This window comes from Micrococcus lylae, from assembly GCF_900163825.1.
GTDB lineage: Bacteria > Actinomycetota > Actinomycetes > Actinomycetales > Micrococcaceae > Micrococcus > Micrococcus lylae.
This window is the reverse complement of sequence record NZ_FUKP01000056.1, coordinates 1-26,758: the sequence shown is the minus strand read 5'-3', so window position 1 is coordinate 26,758 and position 26,758 is coordinate 1. Positions and strand designations below refer to the sequence as shown.

The 26,758-nt window shown below is 71.9% G+C and carries 23 protein-coding genes; 15 read left to right on the top strand and 8 right to left on the bottom strand.

Going from position 1 to position 26,758, the window contains the following annotated elements:
- The first annotated feature begins 12 nt into the window (after positions 1-12).
- The gene (locus tag FM125_RS07995; protein WP_087134236.1) at positions 13-2,133 is read left to right on the top strand and encodes a S9 family peptidase; all 2,121 of its coding nucleotides are present in this window, start codon (positions 13-15) and stop codon (positions 2,131-2,133) included.
- A 169-nt stretch (positions 2,134-2,302) separates the two neighbouring features.
- Here FM125_RS07995 and FM125_RS07990 read toward each other — a convergent pair whose 3' ends face one another.
- Complete coding sequence (locus tag FM125_RS07990; protein WP_087134235.1) at positions 2,303-3,502, bottom strand: DUF3137 domain-containing protein; 1,200 nt, start codon at positions 3,500-3,502, stop codon at positions 2,303-2,305.
- A complete protein-coding gene (locus tag FM125_RS07985; protein ID WP_180525441.1) occupies positions 3,499-4,107 on the bottom strand; it encodes a LemA family protein in 609 nt (202 codons plus the stop codon). The genes FM125_RS07990 and FM125_RS07985 overlap by 4 nt, the downstream gene beginning before the upstream one ends.
- 274 nt (positions 4,108-4,381) lie before the next feature.
- Between FM125_RS07985 and panC the strand changes: the two genes are divergently transcribed.
- The 4 genes from panC (at position 4,382) to FM125_RS07965 (ending at position 9,579) form a co-directional block, all read left to right on the top strand.
- Positions 4,382-5,413, top strand: coding sequence for a pantoate--beta-alanine ligase (panC, locus tag FM125_RS07980; protein WP_087134233.1), 1,032 nt, complete (start codon positions 4,382-4,384; stop codon positions 5,411-5,413).
- 108 nt (positions 5,414-5,521) lie between these two features.
- On the top strand, positions 5,522-6,289 hold the full coding sequence (locus FM125_RS07975) for a DNA-3-methyladenine glycosylase (protein ID WP_083315145.1): 768 nt from the start codon (positions 5,522-5,524) through the stop codon (positions 6,287-6,289).
- 474 nt (positions 6,290-6,763) lie between these two features.
- Complete coding sequence (locus tag FM125_RS07970) at positions 6,764-7,237, top strand: SRPBCC family protein (protein WP_067190070.1); 474 nt, start codon at positions 6,764-6,766, stop codon at positions 7,235-7,237.
- Positions 7,238-7,461: 224 nt separating this feature from the next.
- Positions 7,462-9,579: a M13 family metallopeptidase gene (locus FM125_RS07965; protein ID WP_067190072.1), complete on the top strand. Its 2,118-nt coding sequence runs from the start codon at positions 7,462-7,464 to the stop codon at positions 9,577-9,579.
- Positions 9,580-9,742: 163 nt separating this feature from the next.
- On the opposite strand, the gene FM125_RS07960 is transcribed toward FM125_RS07965, so the two are convergent.
- Entirely contained in the window at positions 9,743-10,237 is a 495-nt protein-coding gene (locus tag FM125_RS07960; protein WP_067190074.1) for a MarR family winged helix-turn-helix transcriptional regulator, read from the bottom strand.
- A complete protein-coding gene (locus FM125_RS07955; protein ID WP_087134232.1) occupies positions 10,234-12,045 on the bottom strand; it encodes a DHA2 family efflux MFS transporter permease subunit in 1,812 nt (603 codons plus the stop codon). Before FM125_RS07955 ends, FM125_RS07960 begins: the two co-directional genes overlap by 4 nt.
- Before the next feature lie 310 nt (positions 12,046-12,355).
- On the opposite strand from FM125_RS07955, the gene FM125_RS07950 reads away from it, so the two are divergent.
- Both FM125_RS07950 and FM125_RS07945 read left to right on the top strand, forming a co-directional pair.
- The gene (locus FM125_RS07950) at positions 12,356-13,336 is read left to right on the top strand and encodes a 2-hydroxyacid dehydrogenase (RefSeq protein ID WP_087134231.1); all 981 of its coding nucleotides are present in this window, start codon (positions 12,356-12,358) and stop codon (positions 13,334-13,336) included.
- Complete coding sequence (locus FM125_RS07945) at positions 13,336-14,304, top strand: alpha/beta fold hydrolase (RefSeq protein WP_087134230.1); 969 nt, start codon at positions 13,336-13,338, stop codon at positions 14,302-14,304. The genes FM125_RS07950 and FM125_RS07945 overlap by 1 nt, the downstream gene beginning before the upstream one ends.
- On the opposite strand, the gene FM125_RS07940 is transcribed toward FM125_RS07945, so the two are convergent.
- Positions 14,270-15,301, bottom strand: coding sequence for a thioesterase domain-containing protein (locus FM125_RS07940; protein ID WP_143745297.1), 1,032 nt, complete (start codon positions 15,299-15,301; stop codon positions 14,270-14,272). The two genes, FM125_RS07945 and FM125_RS07940, sit on opposite strands and share 35 nt — an antisense overlap.
- Before the next feature lie 97 nt (positions 15,302-15,398).
- On the opposite strand from FM125_RS07940, the gene lysS reads away from it, so the two are divergent.
- The 7 genes from lysS to FM125_RS07905 all read left to right on the top strand — a co-directional run bounded on the left by lysS (position 15,399) and on the right by FM125_RS07905 (position 22,203).
- A complete protein-coding gene (gene lysS, locus FM125_RS07935; RefSeq protein WP_245829904.1) occupies positions 15,399-16,919 on the top strand; it encodes a lysine--tRNA ligase in 1,521 nt (506 codons plus the stop codon).
- 6 nt (positions 16,920-16,925) lie between these two features.
- The gene (locus FM125_RS12275; RefSeq protein ID WP_245829902.1) at positions 16,926-17,297 is read left to right on the top strand and encodes a hypothetical protein; all 372 of its coding nucleotides are present in this window, start codon (positions 16,926-16,928) and stop codon (positions 17,295-17,297) included.
- Between the two features lie 273 nt (positions 17,298-17,570).
- Positions 17,571-17,885 carry a histone-like nucleoid-structuring protein Lsr2 gene (locus FM125_RS07925; protein ID WP_371327620.1) on the top strand — a complete coding sequence of 105 codons (315 nt, stop codon included), beginning with the start codon at positions 17,571-17,573 and terminating at the stop codon, positions 17,883-17,885.
- 171 nt (positions 17,886-18,056) lie between these two features.
- Positions 18,057-20,585 (top strand): ATP-dependent Clp protease ATP-binding subunit, encoded by a 2,529-nt coding sequence (locus FM125_RS07920; protein ID WP_087134227.1) that lies wholly within the window; start codon positions 18,057-18,059, stop codon positions 20,583-20,585.
- Positions 20,586-20,776: 191 nt separating this feature from the next.
- Positions 20,777-20,977, top strand: coding sequence for a CsbD family protein (locus FM125_RS07915; RefSeq protein WP_067190085.1), 201 nt, complete (start codon positions 20,777-20,779; stop codon positions 20,975-20,977).
- 278 nt (positions 20,978-21,255) lie between these two features.
- Positions 21,256-21,444, top strand: a complete 189-nt coding sequence (locus tag FM125_RS07910) for an Rv0909 family putative TA system antitoxin (RefSeq protein WP_067190087.1) — start codon at positions 21,256-21,258, stop codon at positions 21,442-21,444.
- Positions 21,445-21,690: 246 nt separating this feature from the next.
- Entirely contained in the window at positions 21,691-22,203 is a 513-nt protein-coding gene (locus FM125_RS07905) for an amino-acid N-acetyltransferase (RefSeq protein WP_087134226.1), read from the top strand.
- A 19-nt stretch (positions 22,204-22,222) separates the two neighbouring features.
- Here the strand turns inward: FM125_RS07905 and FM125_RS07900 are convergent, their stop codons facing one another.
- The gene (locus FM125_RS07900) at positions 22,223-23,146 is read right to left on the bottom strand and encodes an HhH-GPD family protein (protein ID WP_087134262.1); all 924 of its coding nucleotides are present in this window, start codon (positions 23,144-23,146) and stop codon (positions 22,223-22,225) included.
- Between the two features lie 43 nt (positions 23,147-23,189).
- Here FM125_RS07900 and FM125_RS07895 point away from each other — a divergent pair, with 43 nt between their 5' ends.
- Positions 23,190-24,014, top strand: a complete 825-nt coding sequence (locus FM125_RS07895) for a hypothetical protein (RefSeq protein ID WP_087134225.1) — start codon at positions 23,190-23,192, stop codon at positions 24,012-24,014.
- A 99-nt stretch (positions 24,015-24,113) separates the two neighbouring features.
- Here the strand turns inward: FM125_RS07895 and radA are convergent, their stop codons facing one another.
- Together radA and FM125_RS07885 are read right to left on the bottom strand one after the other, a co-directional pair.
- Entirely contained in the window at positions 24,114-25,511 is a 1,398-nt protein-coding gene (gene radA, locus FM125_RS07890) for a DNA repair protein RadA (RefSeq protein ID WP_087134224.1), read from the bottom strand.
- A 32-nt stretch (positions 25,512-25,543) separates the two neighbouring features.
- Entirely contained in the window at positions 25,544-26,713 is a 1,170-nt protein-coding gene (locus tag FM125_RS07885) for an FUSC family protein (RefSeq protein ID WP_087134223.1), read from the bottom strand.
- Positions 26,714-26,758 lie beyond the last annotated feature (45 nt).

Genomic DNA, 26,758 nt, shown 5'->3' with positions numbered 1-26,758 from the left:
AGAACGGTTCTCATGAGTGAACCGCGCACGTCCTTCCACGACCTGACCGACTTCATCGCGCTGCCGCGCACCTCCGGCCTGACCCTGAGCCCGGACGGTACCCGCCTGGTCACCACGCTGGCCACACCGAACGTCAAGGGCACCGGCTACGCCTCCGCCCTGTGGGAGGTGGACCCGTCGGGCGAGCGGCCGGCGCACCGCCTGACCCGCTCCGTGGAGGGCGAGGCCGGTGCCGAGTTCGCGGCGGACGGCACCCTGTACTTCACCTCCGGCCGCCCTGCCCCGGGAGAGGAGGAGAAGTCCTCTGCGCTGTGGGCGCTGCCGGCCCAGGGCGGCGAGGCCCGCGTGGTGCTGACCCGCCCCGGTGGCGTCTCCTCCGTCTCCTGCGCCTCCGCGGCGGACACGGTGGTCCTCGGTGCCCCGCGCCTGCCCGGCGCCGCCACCGAGGCCGAGCATGCCGAGCTGTCGAAGGCCCGCAAGGACGCCGGCGTGGACGCCATCCTCCACACCGGCTACCCGGTCCGCTTCTGGGACCACGACCTCGGCCCGGCCACGCCCGAGCTGTTCGTGCTCGCCGACGGCCCGGACCCGGACGCCCCGGCCGACCAGGACGACGCCTCCGCCGATCACCCCAGCGCCGCGACGATCGAGCAGGCCGGCGGCATTCCGGAGGAGGGCGAACACCATCTGCGCCACCTCACCGGCTTCGACCGCTCCCACGGCTTCGGCGTCTCCGCCCAGGTGGCCCCGGACGGCTCGTTCGCGCTGGTCACGGCGTCCCGCGCCGGCGCGAAGGCGGACATGAGGGAGTGGATCGCCCGCGTGGACACCGCCACCGGCCGGGTCACCGCCCTCGTGGACGAGCCAGGCCAGGACGCCCACGCCGGGCCGATCAGCCATGACGGGACCCGCGCGGTGGTCGTCGTCGGCCCGCACACCACCCCGGAGTCCACCCAGGACCCGCACCTGTACCTGATGGACACCGTCACCGGGGAGCTCACTCCGCTGGCCCATGACTGGGACCGCTGGCCCCACGTGGTCGGCTGGCTGCCGGACGACTCCGCGGTCATCGCGGTGGCGGACCAGGACGGCCGCGCCCCCCTCTTCCGCATCGACGTCCCCTCCGGCGCCGTCACCCAGGTGACGCACCAGGACGAGGCGTGGTCCGACGTCGTCGTCTCCCCGGACGGCACCACCCTGTACGGTGTGCGCTCCTCCTACCTGTTCCCACCGGAGGTGGCCCGCGTGGACCTCGCCACCGGCGAGGCCACCCGCCTGCAGAACCCGTCCGAGCGCCCGGCTGTGCCCGGCACCCTCGAGGACGTGGAGACCACCACGGAGGACGGCACCCGCGTCCGCGGCTGGCTCGCCCTGCCTGCCGGGAAGGCCCCCGAGGGCGGCCACCCGCTGCTGCTGTGGATCCACGGCGGCCCGGTGTCCTCCTGGAACGCCTGGTCCTGGCGCTGGAACCCGTGGCTCATGGTCGCCCAGGGCTACGCGGTGCTCCTGCCGGACCCGGCGCTGTCCACCGGCTACGGCCGCGACTTCGTGCAGCGCGGCTGGGGCCGCTGGGGCGCCGAGCCCTACACGGACCTGATGGCCATCACGGACGCCGTGGAGGCCCGGGCGGACATCGACGCCACCCGCACCGCCGCCATGGGCGGCTCCTTCGGCGGCTACATGGCCAACTGGGTGGCCGGCCACACGGACCGCTTCAACGCGATCGTCACCCACGCCTCCCTCTGGGCTCTGGAGGGCTTCGGCCCGACGACGGACGCCTCCTTCTACTGGGACCGTGAGATGAGCCCGGAGATGATGGCGGCCAACTCCCCGCACCGGTTCGTGCAGGACATCGTCACCCCCATGCTCGTGATCCACGGGGACAAGGACTACCGCGTGCCGATCGGCGAGGGCCTGCGCCTCTGGTACGAGCTGCTCGCCACGTCCGGCCTGCCGGCGGGCGAGGACGGCTCCACCGAGCACCGGTTCCTGTACTTCCCGCAGGAGAACCACTGGATCCTCACCCCGCAGCACGCGAAGGTCTGGTACGAGGTGGTCCAGGCGTTCCTCGCCGAGAAGGTCCTCGGCGAGGAGGCCGCACCCCTGCCCAAGGAGCTCGGCCTGAACCCCTGACGGCCCTCCTGACGGCCCTGCCCGACGCCGGCCGCCCGCCTTCCCTACAGAAGGCGGGCGGCCGACGTCGTGTCCGGGGAGGGGGCACCGTCCAGGCCGCCGCCGAGCACGGCCGGCAAGGGCTCCAAGCGCGGTCTGACGGTGCGCTGACTGCGCGTCGGCCCGCGGCTCAGTCCTTGGACCAGATGCGCGTGTTGAGGCGGAAGTCCTCCACGAGGCCGAGGAACAGGACGAGGTCCTCGTAGATGTCCCGGCCCATGTCCTCGATGGTGCGCTCGTGCTGCCGGGCCAGGTCGAAGCCGAACCGGTTGGTGTCCAGTGCCGCACCGATGTTCATGCGCCCTCCCGTGAAGGACACGGCCATGTGCTCGGTGCCGAAGCGTTCGCGCAGCCGGTCGAGCGTGTCCATCAGCTCCGGGGTGATGAGGTAGCGCGCCTCGACCTGGTCCGAGGCCCACCCCTCGTACTGGCGCGTGATGCGCACGTCCTCCAGACGCAGCGGGGTGATCCCGCGCTCCCGGGCCGTGTCCTCGCTGAGTCCGCGGAACGCCTGGTGGTCCTTCCGGGGCAGCAGGTACACGGTGGAGGTGAAGTCCTTGTGGAAGTCCGCGGAGAAGAACACGGAGGACGGGCCCAGCATCGCGGTGTCCGTGGTGACCTGCTCCGCCCAGCCTTGGACAGAGGTGCGCAGGGACTTGGGCACCAGCGCGCTGAGGTCGCCCCCGCGCTCGAAGCGTGCCTCCAGTCTGGACAGTTCGTCCTGGCGGCGTCGCGAGTCCAGGGTGCCCCGGCGCGCCGAGTCCTGAAGGCGCTCCATGCGCCGGCGGTCCCGCGCCTCCTTCTCAGGGTCGGCCTCGGGGGCCGGCGGACGCATCTGCTGCCACTTCAGGTCGGCCAGCACGAAGTCCGTCTCGCCCAGGGTCCCGGTGACGACGTCCTCCTGCAGGACGCTGGTGTCCACGATGAAGCCGGCCGAGCGCAGGCGGGGCTGCGGGACGCTGCCCTCCGGCTCGTACTCGGCGCGCAGGGCGGCGCCGTCGTGGGCGGCGTGGGGGAGGGTGAGCCCCGCCGCGATGGCCTCGAACACGGGGGCGGTCACGTCGGTGCTGACGGTGCGGGACGCGTTCGCCAGGCGGCGGACGACCACGAAGGCCGGGATCGCGAACACGACGGCGGCGCCCAGGGCGATGAGGACCTGGCCCAGCAGCAGTGCGAGGACGAAGACCGCGAGTCCTCCGGCGAGCATCACCTTGAAGTACCAGGGGACATCGGTGCGGGCCGTGTCGACCTGCTCGCCCACCTGCCGGGTCCGCTCGGCGTCGAGCCCGGACCAGACCTCCTCGAACGGGGGGACCTCGATGCCGCTCATGCCTGCCCCCCGGAGAGGAAGCCGTCGAGGTCCGTCTGGCCGCGCTTGACGGGATCGGTGAGCGTGAACAGCGTGTGCGGCTGGAAGCCGAGCAGGCCGGCGATGAGCACGGTGGGGAACTGCCCGCGGGCGGTGTTGTACTCCGTGGCGGCCGCGTTGTAGGCGCGCCGGGCGGCCTGCAGGCGCTCCTCGGTCTCGTTGACGGTGCGCTGGAGGGTCTCCACGTTCGCCAGCGACCGCATCTCCGGGTAGGCCTCGAAGCTGGCCAGGCTGCCGGGGGAGCTGATGATGCGCCGCTGGACGTCGCCGAGGGTCTGGTCGAGCTCGGCCTTCTCCGGGACGCTCAGGTCGCGGATGCTGCGGCCGGTGCGCAGCGCCGTCGCGTCCAGGATGGTGCGGACCTCCTGGCCCACGGCACCTTCGACCACCTTGGCCTGCTGGCTCACCTGGTCATAGCGGGTCTCCAGGGCGACGTCGATCCCGCTGAGGGCCTCGTTCGAGTCGTTGCGGCGGCGGACGAGCGCGTTGTAGACGGAGACGGCCCACACCGCGAGCACCACCACCACGGCGGCGACGACGAGTGTGACGATGAGCGGGGTGTTCACGGGTCCTCCTCGGGACGACGGCGCGTGGACGCGGGGACGACGGCGCGTGGGCGCGGGGATGACGGCGCGTGGGCGCGTCGGAGTCCTTACGGGGTGGGCACGGGTGTCGGCCCGGGTGCCGGCCACGGTAGCACGTGGGCTACAGAGGGCATCCGGTCAGGGGCCGCGACCGCCCTGCGCGCCGCCCGCCGGCCGGCCCCGTGCCTCGTGGCGAGATCCTCATGACTGTCAACACCTAGAGAACCTCATGACCCCCAACACCTAGACTTGGACGGTGACCCCCTATGATCGCGTCCCCGACCAGCGTCCCGTTCCCGCCGGCACCGGCCTCACCCTCGAGGACGCCCTCCCGGCACCTGAGAAGGCCGAGGCCGGAGGTGTGCCTGCGCGTCCTCGTCTGACCCGGACGGTCGCAGAGATGCGCTCTGCCCTCCGTGAGCTCGTCGCCGGCGCCGCGGACGACGATGCCTCCGACGCCGAGCCCGTCACTGTCGGCCTGGTCCCCACGATGGGAGCCCTCCACGGCGGCCACGCGGCCCTGGTGCAGCGGGCCCGCGCCGAGAACGACGTCGTGGCGGTCAGCATCTTCGTGAACCCGCTGCAGTTCGGCGATCCGGCCGACCTCGAGCACTACCCGCGCACCCTGGACGCCGATCTGGACCTGTTGGCGGCGGCGGGGGCCGACGTCGTGTTCGCCCCGGACGTGCAGCAGATGTATCCGGGCTACCCTGACGCGCCGATCGTCACCGTCTCGGCCGGCCGTATGGGGGAGGTCCTCGAGGGCGCCTCCCGCCCGGGGCACTTCGACGGCGTGGCCACCGTCGTGGCCAAGCTGTGGAACATCGCCCGCCCTGCGGTGCCGGTCCTGCGCAGCTACTTCGGTCAGAAGGACGCGCAGCAGCTCACCGTCCTGCGCCGCCTCGCCACGGATCTGGACATCGACGTCGACGTCCGTGCCGTGCCCATCGTGCGTTCCCCCGAGGGCCTTGCCCTGTCCAGCCGCAACACCCGCCTGGACGCCGCGGGCCTGGAGCACGCGCTCGTCCTCAGCCGCGCTCTGCGCGGCCTGGCCGACGCCGCGGCGGCCGGCGAGCCCGTCGACGTCCAAGCCGCTCGCCGGATGGTCGAGGACGAACCGGGCGTCGAGTTGGACCACCTCGTGGTGGTGGACCGGGACACCTTCGCCGAGCTCGGCCCGGAGCTGCTGTGTCAGCCGTTGCGCCGGGACGCCCTCGCCCTCGTGGCAGCACACGTGCCGCCGGTGCGGCTGATCGACAACATGGTGCTGCCGGCGGCGCAGGACTGAGGCGTCGGCACCTGGTGGCAGGCCGGCCCCGGCTGGGATTCTGACGGTCCACGCTGCCAGGGTGGAGGTTCGTCCAGCGTCCGCATGCACGTCTCCGGAAGGATGAAGATGCCGTCCCCAGCTCACCGCGGCCTGCCGGGAGGGGACCCGGAGGACGCGGTCTCGACGCCCGTCCCGCGCTCCTGCGACGACCTCGCCGCACTCTTCCACGTCCACCCCACGCAGGCGGCGCCGGCCCTGCTCGGCTGCCTGCTCACGGTCATCACCGCCGACGGGGCGGTCACCGTCCGCCTCACCGAGCTCGAGGCCTACGGCGACCGGGGCGAGGACCCGGGCGCCCACTCCTACCGTGGCCGCACCGAGCGCAACGCGGCGCTGTTCGGGCCGCCGCAGCGGACGTACGTGTACCTGAATTATGGGATCCACCGTTGTCTCAACCTCGTCGTCCACGAGCCCGACGCGGCCGGCGGCCTCCTCGTCCGCGCCGCCGAGGTCGTCGCCGGTCATGACCTCGCCGTCCTCCGCCGGGGCCGGGACACCGGCGCCCGACTGCTCTCCGGCCCCGGCAACCTCGGCCAGGGCCTCGGCATCACCCTGGAGATGGGGCACCTGCCGATCACACTCGCCGATGCTCCTGCGCCCGGGGGAGCACCCGGGCTTGCTGTTCCCCGCATCCCGCGTCCCGACGACGGCCTCGCACCCGCCGTGTTCGTCCTCGCTCCGCCGCCGGCCGGCTCGGCACCGCCGCACGTGTCGACCGGGCCCCGGGTGGGCGTCTCCGGCGAGGGAGGATCGGCGCGGTTCCCGTGGCGGCACTGGATCACCGGCGACGCCTCGGTGAGCCGCTTCCGTGCGGGCCGGAACGTGCCGGCCTGAGGGCGGCCGCCTGCCGCGGGCCGCGATGTCCAAGGCCCCGGAGGCTTCGTTCCGAAACGGAGCGTGCCGCGCAGGCTCCGGATCGGATCGAGCGCTTGGGAACGAGGGCCGCCTCGGTGCCGGAGGCCTCGTTCCGAAAGGGAGCACGCCACGCAGGCTCCGGATCGGATCGAGCGCTTGGGAGGGGAAGAGCGCTTGGCCCCGGGGGGCTTCGTTCCGAAAGGGAGCACGCCGGGCAGGCTCTGGATCAGATCGAGGCGCGGGCAGGCGCGGGCAGGCGCAGATCGAGGCGCGGGCAGGCGCGGGCAGTGGCAGATCGAGGCGCGGGCAGGCGCGGGCAGTGGCAGATCGAGGCGCGGGCAGGCGCAGATCCGAGTGCAGATCAAGAGCCGCTCAGGAAGCCGCGGCGGAAGCGCGTCGCTCCTGCGCCCTTGCCAGTGCGGGGGCGGGCGTGTCTACGGTGCAGGCATGAGCATGAATCAGAGCCCCCAGGGCGAGACGAAGCAGTCCGTGACCCGTACGATCGACGCTCCGGCCAAGGACATCTTCGAGGTGCTGACCCTGCCGGAGAAGCACAAGCTCTTCGACTCCAGCGGCTTCGTCGTGGACGACGAGAAGACGCAGCGCATCCAGAAGGTCGGCGACGTGTTCACCATGAACATGCAGGGCGAGCACATGGGCGGCGAGTACCGGACCGACAACCACGTGGTCGCCTACGACGAGAACAAGATGGTCGGCTGGGCCACCGCACCCGCCGGCACCGAGCCGCCGGGATGGGAGTGGATCTGGACCCTCGAGGCCACCGGCCAGGATTCCACGGAGGTGACCCTGACCTACGACTGGTCCAAGGTCACCGACCCGGACCTCCTTGCGAAGAACCTGTTCCCGCTGATCAGCCAGGAGCAGATGGAGGAGTCCGTCTCCAAGCTCGCGGCCGCGGTCTCCTGACCTGAGCGAGGCATGGTCGGCGGGGCAGTGACGGCCCGCCGGAGGAGTTCCGCACCCAGCAAAGTCCTCTGAGCCGACCCGACGACGGCGGCGAACCCGGGCACTGCATGCAGTGCTCCCCGGGTGCGCCGCCGTCGTCGTCCCTGCGCGGGTGTGACCTGACCCACTAGGCTTCGGGGAAGCATGCCCGCCCATCGTCCACAGCATCCAAAGGAGCACCACCTGTGACCGCACCTGCCGAGAACGCCGTCCCGAGCCCCACCGAGGACCTCTACCGCCACGTCAACGGCGAGTGGCTGGCCTCCCATGAGATCCCCTCTGACCAGGGCGCCTACGGCGCGTTCCTCGAGCTGCGGGACAACGCCGAGCTCGCGGTCCGGCACCTGTGCGAGGACGCTGTGCGCGCCGTCGGCACCGGCCATGATGCCGCCCGCGCCCGTGTGGAGGCCTCTGCGGACATCGCCTCCCCGGACACCGTGTTGGACGCCGCCTCCGCGGACGCCCCGGAGCAGACCTCTTCCGCCGAGGACGCCGCCGCCTCGGACGCCTCTTCCGATGACACCTCCGCCGACCGGACCGCGCTGCGCCGCCGCATCGCCGCCCTCTACACCTCGTTCATGGACGAGGAGGTCGTGGAGGCCCGCGGCGTGGCCCCGATCGCCGGAGACCTCGCCGCCATCGAGACCGTGGAGACCCCGGAGCAGCTGCTCACCCTCTCCGGCGCCCTGCAGCGGCACGGCGTCTCCGGCCTGATCAACACCGGCGCCATGAACGACGCCGGCGACCCCGAGCGCATGCTCCTCCACCTGCTCCAGGGCGGCCTCGGCCTGCCGGACGAGTCCTACTACCGCGAGGACTCCTACGCGGAGATCGTCTCCGAGTACCGCGCCCACCTGGGCCGCATGCTCGCCCTGGCAGGCATCGGTGCGGACGAGGCGGAGGCCTCCGAGATCGCCGGCCGCGTCGTGGACCTGGAGACGAAGATCGCCTCGCACCATTGGGACGTGGTGCGCTCCCGCGACGCCGTGGCCCGCTACAACCTGCTCACCCGCGCTCAGCTGGACGAGACGTTCCCGCTGGCGCAGGCCTGGCTGGAGGGCATCGGTGCCGCCGGCACCCGCTCGGACGAGGTCGTGGTGTGGCAGCCGGACTTCCTCGCCGGCGTCCAGTCGCTGCTCGCCGGCGAGGACGCCGTGGACCTGCAGACCTGGAAGCACTGGCTTGAGGTGCAGGTCCTTCGTTCCTTCGCCGCGTACCTGCCTGAGGCGTTCGTGCAGGAGAACTTCTCGTTCTACGGCCGCCGCCTGGCCGGCACCGAGGAGGTCCGCCCGCGCTGGAAGCGCGCCGTGGCGTTCGTGAACTCCGCCGCCGGCGAGGACGTGGCACAGCTGTACGTGGCCAAGCACTACCCGGCCGGCCATCAGGACCAGATGGACAGGCTGGTCGGCCTCCTCAACGAGGCCTACCGGCGCTCCATCTCCCGCCTGGACTGGATGGGGGAGGACACACGCCAGCGTGCGTTGGAGAAGCTGTCCATGTTCCGCCCGATGGTCGGATTCCCGTCCAAGTGGATCGACTACTCCACTCTGGAGGTGGACGCGGACGACCTGCTCGGCAACGCCCGCCGCGCGGATGAGTTCGCCTGGGACTGGGACCTGGCGAAGATCGAGAAGGGCCCGGATCCGGAGGAGTGGCACATGACTCCCCAGACCGTGAACGCCTACTACTCGCCGCTGGAGAACGCGATCGTGTTCCCGGCGGCCATCCTGCAGCCCCCGTTCTTCGACCCGGAGCGCTCCATGGCCGCGAACCTGGGAGGCATCGGCGCGGTGATCGGCCACGAGATCGGCCACGGCTTCGACGACCAGGGCTCCCGCTACGACGGCACCGGCACCCTGAAGAACTGGTGGACGGACGAGGACCGGGAGGCGTTCTCGGACCGCACCGCCAAGCTGGTCGCCCAGTACAGCGCCCTGTCCCCGGCGGAGGCCCCGGACCACCACGTCAACGGCGAGTTCACTCTGGGTGAGAACATCGGCGATCTCGGCGGCTTGGGCATCGCGCACCAGGCGTTGGAGATCTGGCGTGAGGAGCAGTCTGAGTCCGCGGACGAGGACACTGCGGCGCAGGACCGTGAGTTCTTCTCCTCCTGGGCCTCGGTGTGGCGTCAGCTGACGCGTCCGGAGACGATGGTCACGCGCATCGCCTCGGATCCGCATTCACCGAACGAGTTCCGCTGCAACCAGGTGGTGAAGAACCTGGACGCCTTCCACGCCGCCTACGGCACCACCGAGCAGGACCCGATGTGGCTGGCTCCGGAGGAGCGCGTCTCCATCTGGTGACCCGACCCCGCAGGGGAACAACGACGACGGCCGCTCACCGTCCGACTGCATGTGCAGTCGGACGGTGAGCGGCCGTCGTCGTGGGTTCGGGGTCTCGGAGGCCTCGGCGCACCGCGGCACCCGGGGTGCGCGGCGGGGAGGGGCGCCTGCGGCGCCGGAGGCCTCACTCGGCGCGGCGGGCGCGCTCCTCGGTGAAGCGGTGCAGCAGGGTGCCGAGCTGCCGGACGTCCTCCAGGTCCCAGCCGGCGAGGTCGCGGCGCATGCCGCCGCCGACCGGTCCGGTGCGGACCTCGTGGAGGCGGCGCAGGCCCTCTTCGGTGGGGCGCAGGACGGCCGCACGGCGGTCCTTCGGATCGGCCTCCCGGGTGATGAGCTCCAGGGATTCGAGCTCCTTGACGAAGCGGGAGATCTGCGCACGGTCGGCGAGCATCGTCTCGGCCAGGGCGGACGGGGACAGCGGGGCGGCGTTGACGATCGTCAGGAACGCCTTCATCGCACCGGAGGACATGCCGGGGCTGAGCTGCTCGGCGTGCCGGGCCACGAGCTGGCGGTACTGGCGGACGAGCGTGACGAAGGAGCCCTCGAGGTCGCGGATGGCGGCCTCGAACTCCTCCGGGTGCTCGGCGGCGGCGCCCAGGGGGAGCGGGGTGCTGCTCATCGGTCGCCTCCGGTCCGGCGGGTCGCCTCGGTTCCGGTACCCCGGGGGGCGTCCGGTTGCACGCCGGTGTCCCCCCGGGCCGTGTCCGTGCCGCGGGAGACGCCCGGCTGTCCGCCGGCGTCCGGGCGCTCGTCACGGATCTGCGGCAGGGAGCCGGTGTGCGGGCCCACCGCGGCGGCCGCCGCCTCCTGCTGGGCGCTGCGGCGGGCGCGCTGGGCGGCACGCTGCTCCTGGGCGTTGCGACGGCCCAGCGGGATGTTCGGAAGCAGCAGCACCGCCACGATGCCCAGCACGGCCAGCGGCACGGTCCAGAGGAAGGCGTTCGAGATGGCCTGGGCGTAGGTCTCCTCGAAGATCACGCGCAGCTCGTGCGGCATGGAGGCCACGGCGGGCAGGCGGCCGGCCTGCATGTCCGTGGCCCACTTGGCCCCTTCGGGACCCATGCCCGCGAGGGCGGCCTGGACCTCGGCGGCGCGGGACTGGATGCCGTCCGTCACCGTGGTGGCCACGGCGGCGCCCATCGCGGCCACGCCGGCCGAGCCGCCGAGGGTACGGAAGAAGGTCACGCCCGAGGTGGCCACGCCCATGGCGTGCGGATCCGTAGTGTTCTGCACCACCAGCACGAGGTTCTGCATGGTGATGCCCATGCCCAGGCCCACCAGTGCCATGTAGACGCAGACCAGGGCGAAGTTCGTGTCGTAGCGCAGGGTGCCCAGCAGTGCCAGGCCGATGGTCAGGAACACGGAGCCCGCCACCAGGAACGGCTTCCAGTTGCCGTGCTTGGTGATGTGCCGGCCCGCCAGCGTGGAGGAGATCAGGAACGCGGCCATCAGTGGCAGGGTCATGAATCCGGCTTGGGACGGCGTGGCACCGCGGGCGAGCTGCATGTACTGGGCCAGGTAGACGCCGGAGCCGAACATGGCCAGGCCCACCGACAGCGAGGCCACGACGGCCAGGGTGAATGTGCGGTTCCGGAACAGACGCAACGGGATCAGCGGCTCGGAGACGCTGCGCTCGACCACCACGAACAGCGCGGCAGCCAGCAGGGATCCGCCGACCATCCAGGCGCTGGTGGCCGAGACCCACTCGAAGTCCTGGCCGGCGCGGGTGACCCAGAGCAGCAGGAGGGTGGTGGCGGTGGCCATCAGGGCGATGCCGAGGATGTCGATGTTGGCCTTCCGGGGGGAGAGGCGCTCGAGCTTGAGGTTCTTCTCCACCATCACCAGGGCGGCGAGGGCGAACGGCACGGAGACGAAGAAGTTCCACCGCCATCCCAGGGTGTCCGTGATCAGGCCGCCGAGCAGCGGGCCGCCCACGGTGGCGACGGCCATGACGGCACCGAACAGCCCCATGTAGCGTCCGCGCTCACGGGGGCTGATGATGTCCGCCATGATCACCTGGGACAGGGCGATGAGACCGCCGCCGCCCAGGCCCTGCAGGACGCGGCAGGAGATCATCCACGCCGGGTCCTGCGCGAAGCCGGCCGCGGCGGTGGCCGCGACGAACACGACGATGGCGATCTGGAACAGCAGCTTGCGGGAGTACAGGTCCGCCAACTTGCCCCAGATCGGGGTGGCGATCGCGGTGGCGAGCATCATCGCGGTGACCACCCACGTGTAGGTGGCCTGGTCTCCGCCGAGGTCATGGACGATCACCGGCAGGGACGTGGAGACCACCGTGTTGGCGATCATCGACACGAACATGCCCAGGAGCAGGCCGGTCAGGGCCTGCAGGATCTTGCGGTGCCGTTCCTGCGGGTCGGCGGCGACGATCGAGACGGACGAGGTCTCGGGGTTCGTGGTGGACATGCGGTCCTTCCGGGGAAGGGAGGCGACGTCGTGGCGGCGGCGGGCGGCAGCGGCACCCCTGGGAAGGTGCTTCAGGCTGCGGCGGGCCGGTGCGTGCGGCGGGGCACTCCGGTCAGGTCATTGCGTGGAGTCAACGGTTGATTCTAGTCAATGATTGACGATCGTCAATGGTCGCTTCTTGACGCCTCCTGACACCTCCGGCGGCCTCCGTCCGCGTCAGCGCTAGCCTGGGACGCAATGCCCGGTGGCGGCCGGCGCCGCAGCCCCCGGCCACCCTCGCCCTGCTGATCCACCCGCACGGAGGTGCCCCATGACTGCTCGCTTCTTGACGATGATCGACCTGCCCGAGTCCGGGCTGGCCCTGCTGCGCGAGGCCGGCGAGATCACGCACGGCAAGGACGTGGGCGGGAACGCCGCCCTGCCCGAGCTGGCCGCCTCCGGGGACTACGACGTGATCGTCTGCGCCCTTGACCAGACGTTCAACGCCGCCACGCTCGAGAAGGCACAGCTCAAGGGCATCGCCAACTACGCGGTGGGGTACAACAACATCGACGTGCCCGCCGCCACCGCCGCCGGCATCCGCGTGGGCAACACCCCGGACGTGCTCACCGCCGCCACCGCGGACATCGCGCTGCTGCTGATCCTCGGCGTCACCCGCCGTGCCTACGAAGGAGAGCGGATGATGCGCGCCGGGCAGTTCACCGGCTGGGCGCCGGACCTGCTGGTGGGCAAGGACGTCGCGGGCGCCACCCTGGGCCTGGCCGGCTTCGGTCGCATCGGCAGGGCGGTCGCCGAGCGCGCCCTCGCCTTCGGCATGCAGGTCGTCTTCGCCCCGCGCCCGCCGGCCCATCGTGACGTGTCCGCCGCGGAGCTCGGTGACCTGGCCGGCCGTGTGGAGCAGGTCCGTTGGGAGGAGATGGTGGAGCGCGCGGACATCCTCTCCCTGCACGTGCCGCTCACCGAGGACACCCGCCACCTCGTGGACGCGGACGTCCTGGCCCGCATGAAGCGCGGCTCGGTGCTCATCAACACCGCCCGCGGCCCGGTGGTGGACGAGTCGGCCCTGGTGGAGGCGCTGCGCTCCGGGCATCTGTTCGGTGCCGGCCTGGACGTGTTCGAGGACGAGCCGGCCATGGCCGCCGGCCTCGCCGAGCTGGACAACGTCATGGTCCTGCCGCACCTGGGCTCGGCCACGCGCAACACGCGGGACGAGATGGCCGTCCTCACCGCCCGGAACGCGATCGCCATGGCGACCGGCGGGGACATCCCGGCCTGCGTGAACCCCGCGTGATGCTCCTGACCCGCGCCCGCCGCCTGGTCCGCGCGCTGCGCACAGCCCGCCGTACCCATGACGTGGTGACCGCCGCGGACGGCGCCGCCCTGGCCATGACGACCTGCGGCGACGAGACGGCCCCGGGGGAGCGCCGCGTGGTCGTGGTGGTGGGCGCGCATCTCAGCGCCTGGTACTACCGTCCCTTCGCCCATGTGCTGCGGGCTCGCCTGCGGGAGATCTCCGGGCAGGACTGGGCCGTGGACGTCTACGACCGCCGCGGCCGCGGCGACTCGGCCCCGCAGCCGGAGGACTACTCCATGGACACCGAGGTGGCGGACCTCGCCGCCGTCCTGGAGCACACCGGCGCCCGCCAGCTGATCGGCCACTCGCTCGGCGGCTCCGTGGTGCTCAACGCGCTGCAGCAGGCCGGGGGGCTGTTCCCTGCCGAACTGGTCCCGGACCGCACCGCGCTCTACGACCCCTGCGTGAACCTGGACGGCCCCCGGACCGCCCACTGGCTGTCCCGCCTGGAACAGGCCGTGGAGGACGGGAAGACCGCCCGCGGCCTGGCGATCCTCCAGCGTGGCCTTCAATCCTCCGCCGTGCTGTCCCAGGTGCCGGAGTGGTTCCTCACCTTCACCTTCGCCGGCCTCGTGGCCACCCCGCTGGGGAAGATGGCCCGCCGCATGCTGCCGACCCTGTCCCGTGAGCTCATCGCGGCGATGCACGAGGACGACCGCCCCGAGGACTTCGCCGCCATCACCGCCCCGGTGCACCTGATGTGCGGCGGCCTGTCCCCGCAGTACTTCCAGGAGGTCGTCCGCCGGTTGCACGCAGCCATGCCGACCACCACCTTCGAACGCTCCCCGCGCTGCATGCACGGCGCCATCCCGTTCGCCGTGGAGGCCGTGCTCTCCGATCTCGCCGAGCACTTCACCGCCGCCCCGTCGGTCAGCGCAGGGCGGACGCCAGCGCCCGCAGCATGAACGGCTCAGGCGTGATGGGCCCGTCATGCAGGCGGGCCGGCATCACGCGCCAGGCCATGGCCGCTGTGCGCTGCGGCGCCCCGGCCCGGTGGGCGGCCTGCGTCAGCACGCGCGCGGTGTCCGCGAAGAACCCGGGGGAGCGGCCTCCCGTCACCAGGGTCACCCGAGTGTCCGCGAGGTTCCGCGCCAGTGCCTGCGCGTCCACGGGCTCGGCCACGGCCGCCCGCATCTCCGCCGACGACGCCGGCAGCAGCCGCAGCATCCCCTTCCCGGGCCGGGTGAAGGACGCCGCGCCGATCATTCCGCGCAGCACCGTCACCGGCAGCCGGGACAGCGGCCCGGCCGTGCCCAGGTCCCGCACCAGATGCGCCCATGCGGTGCCCCAGCGGGCGTCCGCCACGGCCTCGGCCATCCCGGGGCGCCACAGCCCGGCCAGCATCCCGTCCAGGTTCAGCGCCGCATCCCAGGTGACCACGGACCACGGCCGGCCCCCGGCCGCGGCGTGCTCCGCGGCGGCGAGCAGCGCCACCGACCCGCCGAACGAGTGCCCCAGCACCGACCGCGCCCCGGTCAGCGCCATGACCGCGCGCAGGTCGGCCACCTCGGCGGCCAGCAGGTCCTGCTCCGGCTGCGGCGAGGACCCGGACCGGCCCCGCCGCGCGTAGGTGGCCACCGGGGCCCGCAGGCGCTTCGCCAGCGCCCGTGCCGTGGCCGCGTAGGCCGCGTCCGTCACCAGCGTCCCGTGCACCATCACGACGACGGCACTCGCCTCGGCGTCGCCTGTCGCCGCGTCCGCGACTGTCGGCGCGGCGCTGGCCCCCGCGGGCGACCTGCCCGCCCCGCCTCCCGCCCCGGTGGGCCGGGAGGCGGGGGAGGCGGCCGTCGTCGTGCCCTCTGCCCACCCCGGCGGCAGGTGGGTGCGCAGACGCAGGCGCGTGCCGCCGTCGAGGGTCACGAGGCGCTCCAGCGTGCGACGGGGAGAACGGCGTGCGGGCATGCCTGCACGCTACCGTCGCCCGGAGCCCGTCCCACGTGGCGGGCCCCACTGGCCGGGGTCGTGGAACCGCCTGGCCACGCCTCTAGACTGGGGAATTGTGACCACGCAGAACACCCCCGCTCAGACCGCAGTCGACCACCACGACCAGCAGGCCGTGCGCGCCGCCAAGCGCAACGCCCTGCTCGCCGAGGGCACAGAGGCGTTCCCGGTCGAGGTGAAGCGCACCCACTCGCTCGCCGCGGTCCGCGAGGAGTTCGACGGCAAGCACGAGCCGGGCTGGGAGGACGGCCCGGAGGTGTCGGTCGCCGGACGCATCGTGTTCCAGCGCAACACCGGAAAGCTGTGCTTCGCCACCCTCCAGGAGGGCGGCCCCGACGGCGTCGGCGTGCGCCTGCAGGTCATGCTGTCCCTGGCCAACGTGGGCGAGGAGTCCCTGGCCGAGTGGAAGAAGGCCGTGGACCTCGGCGACCACGTGTCCGTGACCGGCAAGGTCATCGTCTCCCGCCGCGGCGAGCTGTCCATCATGGCCGACTCCTGGCAGATGGCCTCCAAGGCGCTGCGCCCGCTGCCGGTGCTGCATGCCGAGCTCAACGAGGAGACCCGCGTCCGCCAGCGCTACGCGGACCTGATCGTGCGCGACGCCGCCCGTGAGATGGTCTACACCCGCGCCAAGGTGGTCTCCGCGATCCGGCGCACCCTGGAAGGCCACGACTACGTGGAGGTCGAGACCCCGATCCTGCAGCTCGTCCACGGCGGCGCCCAGGCCCGCCCGTTCCAGACGCACCTCAACGCGTTCGACCAGGACATGACGCTGCGCATCGCGACCGAGCTCTACCTCAAGCGCGCCGTGGTGGGCGGGATCGACCGCGTCTACGAGATCGGCCGTGTCTTCCGCAACGAGGGCGTGGACTCCACCCACTCGCCCGAGTTCACCACCCTCGAGTGCTACGAGGCGTGGGCGGACATGCACGTCATGGCCGACCGCATGCAGCAGATGATCCTCGCCGCCGCGGACGCCGTGGGCGCCGGCCGGCAGATCCAGACCGAGAAGGGCACCATCGACCTCGACGGCGAGTGGGCATGGGTGGCCGTCTACCCCGGCCTGTCCGAGGCCGTGGGCCAGGAGATCACCCCTCAGACCGACGTGGCGGTGCTGCGGGAGATCGCCGAGCGGCACGAGGTGCCGGTGGACCCGCAGTGGGGCGCCGAGAAGCTGGTCATCGAGCTGTTCGGCGAGATCGTCGAGCCGACGCTGATCAACCCGACCTTCGTGTACAACTACCCGCCGGCCGCCCAGCCGTTGGCCCGGCCGCACCGGGAGGAGCCGGGCGTCATCGAGGCCTGGGACCTGGTCATCGGCGGCACGGAGCGCGGCACCGCGTTCTCCGAGCTGATCGACCCGGTCATCCAGCGCGAGCGCCTGACCGCCCAGTCCCGCGCCGCCGCCGCCGGCGACGACGAGGCCATGCAGCTCGACGAGGACTTCCTCCGTGCGCTCGAGTACGGCGCCCCGCCGATGGGCGGCCTCGGCCTCGGCATCGACCGCCTGGTCATGCTGTTCACCAGCGTGGGCATCCGCGAGACCATCCTCTTCCCGCTGCTGAAGCCGGAGGCCTGATCCGCCATGGCGACGTTCTGGGACTACTTCTCAGTGCTGGCCCCGTCCGTGGGCCTGGCGCTGCTGTTCTGGCTCATCATGCGCTCCCTGCTCCGCGCGGACACCGGTGAGCGTGAGGCGGAGGGCCGGAGGCGCTCGGGCGCGGACGCGCGCGCGGCGGCCGAGGAGGCCGAAGCCCGGGAATGGGCGCGCAGGCGGCGCACGGATGAGACGCCCGCCGCGGGGCATGCGGAGGCCGACGCCGCGGAGGTCGGCGAGGGTCGCCTGGAGACCGACGCCGAGGGGGACGGCGAGGATCGCCTGGAGGCCGACGCCGAGGCGCCCGCCGAGGAGGTCGGCGAGGGTCGGGCTCCGGAGGAGGGTGCGCCGCGCGCCTGAGGGCGCGGTTCCGTCCGGCGGACACCCTTTCATGCAGCGAGTATCCGCTGCAGGGGAATGACCCCCCCGGAGGCAGGTTTCCCCGTACCTGGGATTCTGCTGACAGACGACGCCCGCAGGAGAAATGTTCATCCGCAGGAAAGGCATAGATCGGCTACCGTGGAAGCGGACACAGAGAGCCAGGTGGCCGGAGAACCTTCCAGCGCAGCCTTTTCCCTTGGGTGAATCGGCTTGCCAGGGTGAAATCCCGGTCGCTGCAGACGAATGAGGGAGATGGGCAAGCACATGGCACAGAAGGTCGAAGTCGTCTTGGTGGACGATCTGGACGGCTCGGAGGCCGCCGAGACCGTGAAGTTCGCGCTCGACGGGCGCCACTACGAGGTGGACCTGTCCGAGGACAACGCCCGCGAGCTGCGCAACTTCCTCAAGCCCTACATGAAGAAGGGCCGCGCCGTGGCGCCGCCGTCCCCGAAGGCCGAGGCCGCGGAGATCCGCAAGTGGGCCGCGGACAACGGCTATGAGGTCTCCTCCCGCGGCCGCCTGCACCGCGACGTCGTGGAGGCCTACCGCAACGCCAAGCGCAGGTGACCTGCGGAGCCCGGCTCCAGGAGCCGGGGCCCCGTGGATCGGCCCCGACGGGGTCCGTGACGACGGGCGGCTGATCGCTTCACCCTGTGGCGAACAGCCGCCCGTCGCCCTGTCTGCGTGCGTAGGCTCGGGACCAATCGAAAGCCAAGGCAAGAGCCAAGGAGTGTGTCCATGTTCGAAAGGTTCACCGACCGCGCGCGGCGGGTGGTGGTGCTCGCGCAGGAAGAGGCGCGGATGCTCAACCACAGCTACATCGGGACCGAGCACATCCTGCTCGGCCTGATCCACGAGGGTGAGGGCGTCGCAGCCAAGGCCCTCGAGTCGATGGACATCTCCCTCGGCGCGGTCCGCGAGAAGGTGCAGGAGGACATCGGTCAGGGGCAGCAGAACCCGCCCGGCCACATCCCCTTCACGCCGCGTGCCAAGAAGGTGCTCGAGCTGTCCCTGCGCGAGGCGCTGCAGCTCGGCCACAACTACATCGGGACCGAGCACATCCTGCTCGGCCTGATCCGCGAGGGCGAGGGCGTCGCCGCCCAGGTGCTGGTGAAGCTCGGCGCGGACCTGAACCGCGTCCGTCAGACCGTCATCCAGCTGCTCTCCGGCTACCAGGGCTCCGGCCCGGGCGGCAAGGAGACCGCCGGCGTCGCCCCGGGCGGGCAGTCCGAGGGGCAGAACGCGGGCTCCGTGGTGCTGGACCAGTTCGGCCGCAACCTCACCGCCGCCGCCCACGACGGCAAGCTGGACCCGGTCATCGGCCGCGCCGAGGAGATGGAGCGCGTCATGCAGGTGCTCTCGCGCCGCTCCAAGAACAACCCGGTCCTCATCGGTGAGCCCGGCGTCGGCAAGACCGCGGTGGTGGAGGGTCTGGCCCAGGCCATCGACCGTGGCGACGTGCCGGAGACGCTGAAGGACAAGCAGCTGTACTCGCTGGACCTCGGCTCGCTCGTGGCCGGCTCGCGCTACCGCGGCGACTTCGAGGAACGCCTGAAGAAGGTCCTCAAGGAGATCCGCACCCGCGGGGACATCATCCTGTTCATCGACGAGATCCACACCCTCGTCGGCGCCGGTGCCGCCGAGGGCGCGATCGACGCCGCCAGCATCCTCAAGCCGATGCTGGCCCGCGGCGAGCTGCAGACCATCGGCGCCACCACACTGGACGAGTACCGCAAGCACATCGAGAAGGACGCCGCGCTCGAGCGTCGCTTCCAGCCGATCCAGGTCAACGAGCCGTCCGTCGAGGACGCCACCAAGATCCTCCGCGGCCTGCGCGACCGCTACGAGGCGCACCACAAGGTGTCCATCACAGACGACGCCCTCAAGGCCGCCGCCTCGATGTCCGCCCGCTACATCTCGGACCGCTTCCTGCCGGACAAGGCCATCGACCTGATCGACGAGGCCGGCGCCCGCCTGCGCATCCGCCGCATGACCGTGCCGCCGGAGATCAAGGCCTACGAGGGCCGCATCGCCGAGGTGCGCTCCGAGAAGGAGGCCGCGATCGACGGCCAGGACTTCGAGGGTGCCGCGCGCCTGCGCGACCAGGAGCAGCAGCTCGTGGACGAGCAGAAGCAGAAGGAGCAGGCCTGGCGGACCGGTCAGGCCTCCGACGTCGCCACCGTGGACGAGGACCTCATCGCCGAGGTGCTGTCCAAGTCCACCGGCATCCCGGTCTTCAAGCTGACCGAGGAGGAGACCGACCGTCTCAAGAACATGGAGGCCGAGCTCCACCGCCGCGTCATCGGCCAGGACGAGGCCATCAAGTCCCTGTCCCGCGCCATCCGCCGCACCCGTGCCGGCCTGAAGGACCCGAACCGCCCGTCCGGCTCGTTCATCTTCGCCGGCCCCACCGGCGTCGGAAAGACTGAACTGGCCAAGTCTCTCGCCGAGTTCCTCTTCGGCGAGGAGGACGCCCTGATCACCCTGGACATGTCCGAGTTCCAGGAGAAGCACACGGTGTCCCGCCTGTTCGGCGCGCCTCCCGGCTACGTCGGGTACGAGGAGGGCGGCCAGCTCACCGAGAAGGTCCGCCGCCGTCCGTTCTCCGTGGTGCTGTTCGACGAGGTGGAGAAGGCCCATGCGGACCTGTTCAACTCGCTGCTGCAGATCCTCGAGGACGGTCGCCTGACCGACTCGCAGGGCCGTGTGGTGGACTTCAAGAACACCGTGATCATCATGACCACGAACCTCGGAACCCGGGACATCTCCAAGGGCGTCATGACCGGCTTCCAGTCCGCCACGGACACGGCCACCGGCTATGAGCGCATGAAGGGCAAGGTGCGGGAGGAGCTGCGCCAGCACTTCCGCCCGGAGTTCCTGAACCGCGTGGACGACGTGATCGTCTTCCCGCAGCTGCAGAAGTCCGAGATCGTGGAGATCGTGGACCTGTTCATCGCCCGCCTCGGCAAGCGCCTGGCGGAGCAGGACCTGTCCATCGAGCTCACCCAGGACGCCAAGGAGCTGCTCGCGGACCGGGGTTACGACCCGGCCATGGGCGCCCGTCCGCTGCGCCGCACCATCCAGAACCTGGTGGAGGACCAGCTCTCCGAGCGCATCCTCTTCGGCGAGATCCCGGCCGGCTCCCTCATCACCGTGGACACCACGGGCGAGGGCGAGGGCCGCGAGCTGACGTTCACGTTCTCCGGCGGCCGCAGCGAGGTCGAGGGCTCCCAGATGCAGGAGCTGGAGGCCGGCGTGTCCGAGTGACGCCGCGCCGCTGTCCGGCGGTCGATGCAGCACGCGGGGGCGGGGGCTTGACCCTCGCCCCCGCGGCGCGTTGACTCGCAGGTAACACCGTCCCCCGCCGGACGGCCCCGCCCGGACGGAGCCGGGAGCAACGGTCCGGCGGGGCGGCCGCCCGAGAGGCGGGCGGCCCTGCCCGGATGAGAGGAGACACCATGGCTGACATGGAGAACACGTTCGACAAGATCAAGGGCGACGCCAAGTCCGGCCTCGGCGAGGCCACCGGCAACGACCGCATGAAGGCCGAGGGACGCACCGAGTCTGCCGCCGCCGGAGCCAAGGATGCCGTCCAGAACGCCGGCGACAAGCTCAAGGGTGCCGCCGACGGCGTGAAGAACGCCTTCACGAAGGACTGAGGCGGCAGACCCAGGCCGACCTGGGCAGACGCAAGGCAGGGGCGGCGCCGTGAGCATCGTCCCTGCTCCGCTGTGAGGAAAAGGCGGTACATCGGGTACCAGAATGCCCAGGATGTTCCCAGGGAATAGGCGGCCCCGAGGGTGGCGCCGCGTCTGTGGATCTGCTTACGGTGGGGGCAACCGCTCAGGCGGCCGACCGGTCGCCACGGAGATCGAGGACTTCGGTCCACGGGATCCGGAGCGGATGAAATGTCCCCCACTCCAAGGAGGTCCACACCATGGGCATCGGCGATCTCGGCAACCTTGCCAACGAGCACTCTGACAAGATCAACGACGCTGTCGACCAGGCTCAGGAGCAGCACGGCGACAAGCTCGGCGAGCACAAGGACACCGTGAACAAGGGCATCGACGGCGCTCAGGACAAGTTCCTGAACGGCGGCGAGAACAAGGACAACGAGCAGAAGTGACTCTGCCCGGGTCCTGACCGGCCCTGAACCGGTCGTCCGAAGGCCCCCGCAGCCTCCCCTCGAGGGACGGTGTCGCGGGGGCCTTCGTCATGTCCGGCATGCCCGGCCCCTCGCGCCGAACCAGAGGATTCGGCCGGTTCAAGACCCGGTGAAGTGACCATTTCTTCTGGCTCGGTGCAGCACACACTGGTTCGGTGCGGCACACGCCGTGGACGCCGGGCACGGTGCCGGTCCTACACTGGGCGGATGCCGAAGCTCCCGGTCGCCCTGCGTCCCGCCCGCACCACCGACGTCCCGGCCATCCAGGACATCGTCCGCCCCCACGCGGACAGCCGCGTCCTGCTGCAGAAGGAGACGGTGGCCTACTACGAGGCCATCCAGGAGTTCGTGGTGGCGGAGGACGAGGCCGGAGAGCTCGTCGGCTTCGGCGCCCTGCACGTCATGTGGGAGCACCTCGCGGAGGTCCGCACCCTGGCCGTCGCGGACCGTGCCCGCGGCAGGGGAGTGGGACACGCCCTGTTGGAGGAGCTGCTGGAGCGTGCCCGCGCCGTCGGCGTCTCCCAGGTGTTCTGCCTGACCTTCGAGGTGGACTTCTTCTCCGCCCACGGCTTCGACGTCATGGAGGACCAGTCCGCCGTGGACCCTGAGGTGTACGCCGAGCTGCTGCGCTCCCAGGATGAGGGCGTCGCCGAGTTCCTGGACCTCGCCCGGGTCAAGCCGAACACTCTCGGCAACACCCGCATGATCCGCACCCTCTGACGTCCCGCAGGGGCGGCTGTCAGTCGGGGAACGAGTAGGCGCCGTCGCGTTCGAGGAGGAGACCGTCGTCGAGAAGGCCGGCCAGGCAACGGGTCCATTGCGCCTCGTCCGGCACGTGTGTGCCCAGGCGCCGCGTTCCGGCCACGGCCTGGCGCACGGCGCCGACCTCCACGCGGCCGGCCTCCCGGACCACGGCCATGACGGCGCCGCGCAGCTGGCGGTCCGTTCCCGCCCAGTCCTGCCCGCGCGGGGTGTGCTCCGGCTCCGGCCGTCCGGCGGACACCCAGGCGCACTGCTCGAGCAGAGGGCAGTCGTCGCAGCGCGGCGATCGGGCCGTGCAGACCAGCGCCCCGAGCTCCATCACGGCGGCGTTCCAGCGGTTGGCCCGCGTGCGGTCCGCCGGCATCAGCGCGTGTGCGTCGCGCATCTCCGCGCGGGTCAGGGTCTTCGGCGGCAACCCCTGCCCGCGGACCGCGCGGGTGAGAACCCGGCGCACGTTGGTGTCCACGACGGTCTCGGGGATGCCGAAGGCGAAGCTCGCCACGGCCGCCGCGGTGTACTCGCCGACCCCCGGCAGGGCGCGCAGGGCGGCAGGGTCCGCCGGCACCTTACCGCCGTGCCGGTCCACCATCGCCGCGGCCGCCTGCTGCAGGCGCAGCGCCCGGCGAGGGTAGCCGAGCCGGTCCCAGGCGGTGAGCACCTCGGCCGTGGAGGCCTCCGCGAGGTCGGCGGGACACGGCCAGCGCTGCATCCAGTCCCGCCAGCGCGGCAGCACCCGGACCACCGGGGTCTGCTGGAGCATGATCTCGGAGACCATCACGCCCCACGGCGAGCAGTCGGCGCTGCGCCAGGGCAGGTCCCGCGCGTGGACGTCGAACCAGTCCAGGACCGCCGTGTGGAGGCGATCCTGGGCGGCAGGCGTGAGTTCGGCGACCTCGGGCATGGCGTCCACTGTAGCGGCGGGCTCCAGCCCTACCCTGGTGGGCATGGACGGCCTTCCCCCCACCGAGTCCGAGCGCGCCCGGCAGCGTGCCGCCATGTTCCGCCGCCGCCGGATCGTGTTCGGCGTCGTGGCCCTTGCCGTGGTGGTGCTCCTGGTGCTGGCGGGCATCGCCCTGGGCGGCCTGATCTCGCGCCTGGTGCAGGACATCACCGGGGAGTCCGACCCGGAGCCGGCCGCCGTCAGCGCGACCCCGACACCCTCGGCGAGTCCCGGCCCCTCCGAGGAGCCGTCCTCCGGCCCCTCCCCGTCCGGATCCGCCTCGGACGATGCCGGCGGCAGCGGCTCCGCCGAACCGACCGAGAGCCCGTCCGGCAAGCCCTCCGACGACGCCCGTGACAAGCCCTCGGAGGAGCCGAACCCCTCGCCGTCCTCCACCGCTCCGGAGGCGCTCGAGCCGCCGTGCCGGGGCTCTGCCATCCAGGTCACGGCGGGCACGGACAAGACCGTCTACGACCGCGGCGAGCGTCCGGAGCTGGCACTGAAGGTGATGAACCTGTCCCAGGAGCCGTGCACCCTCAACGTGGGCACCACCGAGCAGGTCTTCGAGGTCACCACGGCCGAGGGGGACGACGTGTTCTCCACCGAGATCTGCCAGGCCGACCCGCAGGACCAGGACATGGTGCTCGTCCCGCACGACGAGCAGACCGCACTGTTCGAATGGAACCGCCGCAACTCCGAGAAGGACTGCACCGAGCGCGGTGAGCTCGTGGATCCCGGCTCCTACCGCCTCACCGTGACGCTGGGCGACCACTCCTCCCAGCCGGTCGCCTTCCGCCTCACCGACGACAAGCCCGAGGGCCAAGGCTGAGCAGCGACGGCGGCCTGTCCGGCCTCGTCTTCCCCCGTCCCCTCCACGACGACGGCCGCCCACCGTCCGCCGGCGGCCTCGCCCGTCCGTCGGCTCGCCTCAGCGGGTCCATGTGGGGATGGTGTTCAGCGCCTCGGACAGCGAACCCACCTGCGCGACGGTGAAGCCCTTCGGGACCTCGCCGAGCGGCTCGGGGGAGCGGGGCACGATCGCCCGGGTGAAGCCGAGCCGGGCCGCCTCTCGCACCCGCCGGCCGATGCCGGGCACCGGCCGCACCTCCCCGGCCAGGCCCAGCTCACCGACCGCGATCATGCCGGTCGGCACGGGTGCGCCGAGCTTCGCGGACGCCACCGCCACCGCCACGGCGAGGTCGGAGGCCGGCTCGGACAGGCGCACGCCGCCCACAGTGGCCACGTAGCAGTCGTCCTGGGCCAGGGCGAAGCGGGCGCGGCGCTGCAGCACGGCGAGGAGCATGTTCACGCGGGCCGAGTCCACGCCGGACACGGTGCGCCGCGGGCTGCCCCCGGCGGACGGGGTGAGCAGGGACTGCACCTCGGCCACGAGCGGGCGGCGGCCCTCGAGCGTCACGGTCACGCAGGTGCCCTCCACCGGCTCCGCGGTGCCGGAGAGGAACAGCCCCGAGGGGTCGTCCAGGGACTCGATGCCGTCCTCGCGCAGGTCGAAGCAGCCGACCTCGTCCGTCGGCCCGAAGCGGTTCTTCACGGCGCGCACCAGGCGCAGCCGGGAGTGGCGGTCGCCCTCGAACTGGCAGACCACGTCCACGAGGTGCTCGAGCAGGCGCGGGCCGGCGATGGTCCCGTCCTTCGTCACATGGCCCACCAGCACGGTGGTGATGCCCTTCTCCTTCGCCGTGCGGATCAGGGAGGCCGCCACCTCGCGCACCTGGGTGACGCCGCCGGCGATGCCGTCCACCTCGGCGGACTGCAGGGTCTGGACGGAGTCCACGATCACCAGGGACGGCTGGATCCGCTCGATCTGCCCCAGCGCCCGGCCGAGGTCCGTCTCAGCGGCCAGGTGCAGGGTGTCCGCGAGGGCGCCGATGCGGTCGCCGCGGGAGCGCACCTGGGCCGCGGACTCCTCACCCGTCAGGTACAGGACCGGACGCGGCGTGCCGTCCGTGCCGCGGGCGGTCTGCGCCGCCACGTCCAGGAGCAGGGTCGACTTGCCGATGCCCGGCTCGCCGGCCAACAGGATCACGGCGCCCGGGACGAGCCCGCCGCCGAGCACGCGGTCCAGCTCGCGCACCCCGGTGCTGCGGAAGGAGGCGAGGGTGGCGTCCACGTCCGCGATGCGCGGAGCCGCCTCGGCCACCGTGGAGGCCTTCGTCTTGCCCGTGGTGGCCGTCATGCCGGCCTCCTCCACGGTTCCCCATGCCTGACACCGGCCGCAGCGGCCGACCCATTTCACCGTGGTCCAGCCGCATTCGGTGCACCGGTATCCGGGGGGCCTGCGGGAGGAGGACTTCGAGCTCGCCATGGACGCCACTCTAGGGGCGGACCCGGACGCGATCAGACGCCCGGCAGGTAGCCCACGGCCTCCTCGTGGTCCGCGCCGGAGGCCTCGAGGAGGTCGACCATCATGGGCCGCAGCAGCATCACGAGGGCCTCGCCGTGCAGCGAGCCGCCGCCGAGGTGCGTCGGGTGCAGCCGGGAGGCCGCGGCGCCGAGTGCCTCGCGGGCGTCGAGCCGGCCCTGGCGGCGGCCGGCGGGCGTGGGCTCGTCGAAGCACCGGTTCAGGATCTGGACGGCGTCTGCGGCCTCGTCGAACCAGCTGCTCAGGGCCTCGGCCGCCTCGTCCGTGAGTGCGCCCGAGTCGATCAGGCTGACCACGCGGCGGGCCACGATGCGCAGGGAGCGGATCGCCAGGTCGGAGCGGTCCACCGCGTAGGCGACGACCGTCACGAAGCCCTTCTGCCGACGTTCGAGCGGGGAGTAGGTGGTGACCTCGCGCGCCATCTTCACCTCGCGGCGCAGCTCGTCCAGCACGGACTGTGTGCCGCGCCCGGTGATCAGCGCCATCCATGCCGTGCTGGACTCCTGCGTGCGCAACGCCGTGGACAGGTCCCGCAGGATCGAGACCATGGGGTCGTACAGGGCCTGCAGTCGCTTCGCCGTGGACCTCTGCGTGCGGTGCGGCCTGAGGAAGGTGACGATCAGAGCGCAGCCGGCGCCCACGACTGCGTCCAGGCTGCGGGAGAACGGGCCGTCCGCGGGTGCCGGGAGCAGCACGACCAGGACGGCCTGAAGGGACATCTGCGTGGTGAAGATCGGCCCGGAGTCCAGGAACCGGGCCGCCATGATGGACACGAACAGCACGATCCCGGCCTGCCACATCCCGCGGCCGAGCCCGAGCATGAGGGCGTCACCGACCAGGATGCCGAGCGTGCAGCCGACGGACACCTCGAGCACGCGGCGCAGCTTCGGCTCGCGGCCCCAGCCGAGGCCCACCAGTGTGGCGGTCGCGGCGAACAGCGGCCCCTCGTGGCCGAGCACGGCCTCGGCGAACCAGTAGGCCGCCACGGCGGCGAGCGTGGTCAGGGCCGCATGGCCGGCCGAGGAGCGGGCGCGCATCCAGCCGGCGCGGGCGCGGCGTCCGACGAAGCGCCGCAGCCGCTCGCCGAGGCCGAGCTCCTCCACCTGCGGCAGGGTGCCGGTGGCGGTGGAGTGGCGGTGTTCCATGCTCGCCAGCCTATCCGTGCCGTGTACGAAGGGGCGGGAGGGCGG

Bases quoted from the DNA above. Each gene is read 5' to 3' on its own strand.
- FM125_RS07995 (WP_087134236.1), top strand. From the start codon at position 13: ATGAGTGAACCGCGCACGTCCTTCCACGACCTGACCGACTTCATCGCG.
- FM125_RS07990 (WP_087134235.1), bottom strand. From the start codon at position 3,502: ATGAGCGGCATCGAGGTCCCCCCGTTCGAGGAGGTCTGGTCCGGGCTC.
- FM125_RS07975 (WP_083315145.1), top strand. From the start codon at position 5,522: ATGCCGTCCCCAGCTCACCGCGGCCTGCCGGGAGGGGACCCGGAGGAC.
- FM125_RS07970 (WP_067190070.1), top strand. From the start codon at position 6,764: ATGAATCAGAGCCCCCAGGGCGAGACGAAGCAGTCCGTGACCCGTACG.
- FM125_RS07960 (WP_067190074.1), bottom strand. From the start codon at position 10,237: ATGAGCAGCACCCCGCTCCCCCTGGGCGCCGCCGCCGAGCACCCGGAG.
- FM125_RS07955 (WP_087134232.1), bottom strand. From the start codon at position 12,045: ATGTCCACCACGAACCCCGAGACCTCGTCCGTCTCGATCGTCGCCGCC.
- FM125_RS07950 (WP_087134231.1), top strand. From the start codon at position 12,356: ATGACTGCTCGCTTCTTGACGATGATCGACCTGCCCGAGTCCGGGCTG.
- FM125_RS07945 (WP_087134230.1), top strand. From the start codon at position 13,336: ATGCTCCTGACCCGCGCCCGCCGCCTGGTCCGCGCGCTGCGCACAGCC.
- FM125_RS07940 (WP_143745297.1), bottom strand. From the start codon at position 15,301: ATGCCCGCACGCCGTTCTCCCCGTCGCACGCTGGAGCGCCTCGTGACC.
- FM125_RS12275 (WP_245829902.1), top strand. From the start codon at position 16,926: ATGGCGACGTTCTGGGACTACTTCTCAGTGCTGGCCCCGTCCGTGGGC.
- FM125_RS07925 (WP_371327620.1), top strand. From the start codon at position 17,571: ATGGGCAAGCACATGGCACAGAAGGTCGAAGTCGTCTTGGTGGACGAT.
- FM125_RS07920 (WP_087134227.1), top strand. From the start codon at position 18,057: ATGTTCGAAAGGTTCACCGACCGCGCGCGGCGGGTGGTGGTGCTCGCG.
- FM125_RS07915 (WP_067190085.1), top strand. From the start codon at position 20,777: ATGGCTGACATGGAGAACACGTTCGACAAGATCAAGGGCGACGCCAAG.
- FM125_RS07910 (WP_067190087.1), top strand. From the start codon at position 21,256: ATGGGCATCGGCGATCTCGGCAACCTTGCCAACGAGCACTCTGACAAG.
- FM125_RS07905 (WP_087134226.1), top strand. From the start codon at position 21,691: ATGCCGAAGCTCCCGGTCGCCCTGCGTCCCGCCCGCACCACCGACGTC.
- FM125_RS07900 (WP_087134262.1), bottom strand. From the start codon at position 23,146: ATGCCCGAGGTCGCCGAACTCACGCCTGCCGCCCAGGATCGCCTCCAC.
- FM125_RS07895 (WP_087134225.1), top strand. From the start codon at position 23,190: ATGGACGGCCTTCCCCCCACCGAGTCCGAGCGCGCCCGGCAGCGTGCC.
- radA (WP_087134224.1), bottom strand. From the start codon at position 25,511: ATGGCGAGCTCGAAGTCCTCCTCCCGCAGGCCCCCCGGATACCGGTGC.
- FM125_RS07885 (WP_087134223.1), bottom strand. From the start codon at position 26,713: ATGGAACACCGCCACTCCACCGCCACCGGCACCCTGCCGCAGGTGGAG.